This window comes from Companilactobacillus bobalius, assembly GCF_002179915.1.
Taxonomy (GTDB): Bacteria; Bacillota; Bacilli; order Lactobacillales; family Lactobacillaceae; genus Companilactobacillus; species Companilactobacillus bobalius.
Map to the genome: position 1 here is coordinate 1 of NZ_MYFM01000020.1, position 3,945 is coordinate 3,945.

A 3,945-nucleotide genomic window follows, 5' to 3' on the forward strand; every position below is an offset into this window, starting at 1 on the left:
TAGACGTACTTGGGGCCATCATTGGGATTTGTATTTTAACGTGGGTTCAAATTCCTAACAATGAAAAAATTGATCAGCCAATGCATGTGCTCCACAACACCCGCTTGGGGATCAAACAACTTACGAACAACAAGGGCTTGTGGTACATTACGTTGATCGGCGCCGTCTTCACACTAACCTACATGCCTGCTGCCAGCATGTATCCACTCATGACCATGAAATACTTTCAGGGAACCGTTAGTCAGGCTGGCTTAATTGAAGCCATTTATTCAACTGGCATGCTAATCGGCGGCACTATCATTGGCCTCTTTGGTAAGTGGCAGGACCGGATGAAGCCCGTAATCATCGCGTTTTTCCTGGTTGGCATTCCAACCGGTATTAGCGGCATTTTGCCAAGTAACCAAACCGGATTTTTATGGTTCGCAGCTTTAAACATCATTGAAGGAATTGCGACCCCATTTTTTACAACGCTTTTAATGGCAATGATTCAACAAAGTTATCCAGCAGAAGAGTTAGGGCGGATTCTAGGCGTTTTGAATTCTTTGTTGAATCTAGGTGAACCAATTGGCTTAATTTTTGCCGGTCCCCTAGCTGATGTGATTGGCATTGAACGCCTATTTGTGATTGCAGGAATCGGTGCTGCCATTTGCGGGGTGGTCGCGGTGTTAATGCCAATTACCAGGCAATATGACATTAGGCTGCATCAAAAATTGGCGAAATTAACTGAGCAACCAGATAAGTAATTAACATGATGATCAAAAAGAGGAGAAAGACCAGACTACCAGCTGATCTTTCTCCTCTTTTTGTCATCACTTAATTACACGTTTTTAATCTTTTCACCAGTCAATCCCATCGCATTAATTGCCACGATAATTGTCGACATCGCCATGACCACAGCACCAACGGCTGGGTCTAGAATGATTCCAATAAATGACAACACACCGGCAGCGAGTGGAATTGCGACAATATTGTAGCCTGCTCCCCACCAGAGATTTTGAACCATTTTCCGATTTGTGATTTTAGCCAAATCAAGAAAATGTAAAATATCGCTGGGTTCTGATTTAACCAACACAACATCAGCGGAATCAATGGCAACATCGGTTCCGGCACCAATTGCAATTCCAATATCGGCCGCGGCAAGACTTGGTGCGTCATTTACGCCGTCACCAACCATGATGACGTGATTGCCCTTTGCTTGATAATCAGCAATAATCTTTTGCTTATCATCTGGTAATAGGCCTGCATGGAATTCAGTCAATCCTAGTAAGTTAGCAACGTGTTCCGCGGCTTTTGGATTATCGCCAGTGAGCATTACGGGGGTAATTCCTCGCCTCTGAAGACCACTAATTAATTCCTTAGCACCCGCTTTGATGGTGTCGCCTTCAGCAACCATTCCTTGAACTTGGGTGCCCTGCAATAGGAAGCTGACGGAATTACCCTTAGCAGCCCATTTATCAGCAGCGGCCTCGTCAAACCTGATCCCTTGCTTCGTTAAATAGTTACCATTAACAATCGTATAGTCAGTGCCATCAACATTACCGGAAATACCAACGCCCGGAATATTTTGAGACTTTTCAGCCGCAACGACTTCAATGTCCTTCGCTTGGGCTTCAGTAATGATTGCTTGGGCCAGCGGATGAGTCGAATTATTTTCAAGGGCGGCCAGTCGGCTTAATAACGTTGTTTCGTCAATCCCATCATTTGGAATCAATGCATTCACCGTAAATTTACCTTCTGTTAACGTGCCAGTTTTATCCAAGAGAACGTGGCTAACATGTTGACTTGCTTCAATGGCTTGGCGATTTCGAACTAATAGCCCATTTTGAGCGCCAATCGTAGTAGAACGAGAAACCACTAATGGAATCGCTAATCCTAATGCATGCGGGCAAGCAATCACGAAGACGGTCACCATGATCGTCATTGCAGTCGCCAATCCCTGGGGTAACCAGGCAAAGAAAGCAATAATCCCAACACCAAATGCCGCGTAAAATAGATACTTGGCAACTAAATCAGCTTTATCTTCTGCTTTAGATTTAGTTTGCTGGGCATTTTGAACCATTTTCATTACTTGAGAAAGATAGCCGGAGTCACCAGTACCACTAATTTTAACCGTTAGCGTCCCGTTATTGTTGGTTGCACCACCAATGACCTTATCGCCAACGTTCTTGGTAACGGCAGCAGATTCACCGGTTACCAGTGCTTCATTCACGGTCGACTCCCCAGCCGTAATAACACCATCGGCTGGAATACTCTCACCTGAACGCACTTGGAAAGCTTGACCAACTTTTAAATCAGATACTGGCACTTCTTTTGTTTCACCATTATCTGTAACTAGATGGGCCGTCTTAGGCAACAGGGCCGCCATCTTTTGTAAGGCATCCCCAGCCCCCATCAATGCATTCATTTCAATCCAGTGTCCTAGAAGCATAATTAAAATCAGGGTTGCAAGTTCGAACGAAAAATCCATTACATGATTTGCCGGGTTCAAGAAGTTGTTGGCAATAAATGCGTACAAACTGTAGAAATACGAAACGGAAATTCCAAGGGTTACTAGCGTCATCATTTCAGGAGATTTATCCTGAATTTCCGCTTTAGCCCCCTTTAAAAATGGCATTCCGCCATAAAAGTAAAGTGCTGTATCAAACAAAACGATGATAATGCCAACAATTAGCGGTGAACTGAAACTAAGGATGGAAACGTTTAAACCCATGATTGGTGCTAACAGTAAAACTGGAATCGCTAAGACAACGGAGACCCAAAATTTAACTTTCAAATTCCCCATATGCATCATTGAGCCACCGTGCATCATCATGTCGGTCCCAGCCATATCCATATCACCGTGATTCATCCCACTCATATTCATAGTTTCGTGATTCATATTCATTTGGCTGTGATCCATGTTCATTTGATTATGATCCGTTTCGGTCATATCGTGATCCATTTTCATGTCATCATGATCCATATGACTCATATTTGATTCATTATTTTCCATATTCTTAGCACTCATGTTTTTCATGTTCATCTGGTCCTCTTTATTTGCCATGATTATCGACCCCCCCTAAAAATAAGTGTGCGTAGCAAAGCGGTTAGAAGCCGGAATATAAGTTCCTTGTATGGAAATCCCCGGGCTCGGGATTTTTCCACCAGGTTCTTATATTTAGGCTTCTGCTTTGCGGAGCACCATGCCACTATATGAATGAGAATTACGACAAAAATTCATAAGTTTCCGCCATCAGAAATCCCAGATTCTGGATTTTTGTGCAGCAATCCTAAAAGTAAACAGAACACCACAGTCTTAACACGTTTGATCACCTGGCAAGCAGTTACACTGAACTTCCTCGGGCGCTGTTTTGGCCTTTTCAGCTAGAATCGCCTGTAAGTTCGCAATATCCGCCCGTGAGAGTTCCCTTGACTGAATAACGCCGGCAATTGTTGAACCAGCCCGCATCGCACACATATGGTCAAACAAATCATCTGCCGCTGCCGCCATTGATTCCTTCTCGCCAACAACCGGCTTATACGTGAATGGTCGACTGCCGCCATGCTGCGCAACCGCCTGTTTTTGAATCAACCTGTGAAGTAGCGTTTTGGTTGTTGAAGCTGACCAGCCTTCTAATTCGTTCATAGCATCGATTAGTTCACGACTAGTCGCATGTCCCATTGTCCAAATTGCTCTCATAACCATCCATTCAGAATCGGTGATGGTTACATTCTTTGCATCCTTCAATTGGCTTCCTCCATTAATTGAATTCTAAGTTTACGTTTGCAGCCTCTTAACACTTATTAGTTTACAACTGTAGTCACAATAATGCAACCTTTCTGCCAGAAAATACCATGACATTAAAAAAACGCCTAGATAATATTCCAGGCGTGGTTTGATACGATATGTTAAATTAATGATCTGGGAATTTTTGGTTTTCTTGTTAGTATGGTGAAATGCCTCTT

Annotated in this window: 3 protein-coding genes; 1 reads left to right on the forward strand and 2 read right to left on the reverse strand. The window is 43.4% G+C overall.

What is annotated here, in order from left to right:
* On the forward strand, nucleotides 1-743 hold a 743-nt coding region (locus LKACC16343_RS14075; RefSeq protein ID WP_143444289.1), incomplete at its 5' end, for an MFS transporter.
* Between the two features lie 74 nt (nucleotides 744-817).
* Here the strand turns inward: LKACC16343_RS14075 and LKACC16343_RS14080 are convergent.
* Both LKACC16343_RS14080 and LKACC16343_RS14085 read right to left on the reverse strand, forming a co-directional pair.
* Nucleotides 818-3,043: a heavy metal translocating P-type ATPase gene (locus LKACC16343_RS14080; RefSeq protein ID WP_056950763.1), complete on the reverse strand. Its 2,226-nt coding sequence runs from the start codon at nucleotides 3,041-3,043 to the stop codon at nucleotides 818-820.
* Nucleotides 3,044-3,295: 252 nt separating this feature from the next.
* Nucleotides 3,296-3,727, reverse strand: a complete 432-nt coding sequence (locus tag LKACC16343_RS14085; RefSeq protein WP_002816262.1) for a CopY/TcrY family copper transport repressor — start codon at nucleotides 3,725-3,727, stop codon at nucleotides 3,296-3,298.
* Nucleotides 3,728-3,945: the final 218 nt, after the last annotated feature.

Bases quoted from the DNA above. Each gene is read 5' to 3' on its own strand.
- LKACC16343_RS14080 (WP_056950763.1), bottom strand. From the start codon at position 3,043: ATGGCAAATAAAGAGGACCAGATGAACATGAAAAACATGAGTGCTAAG.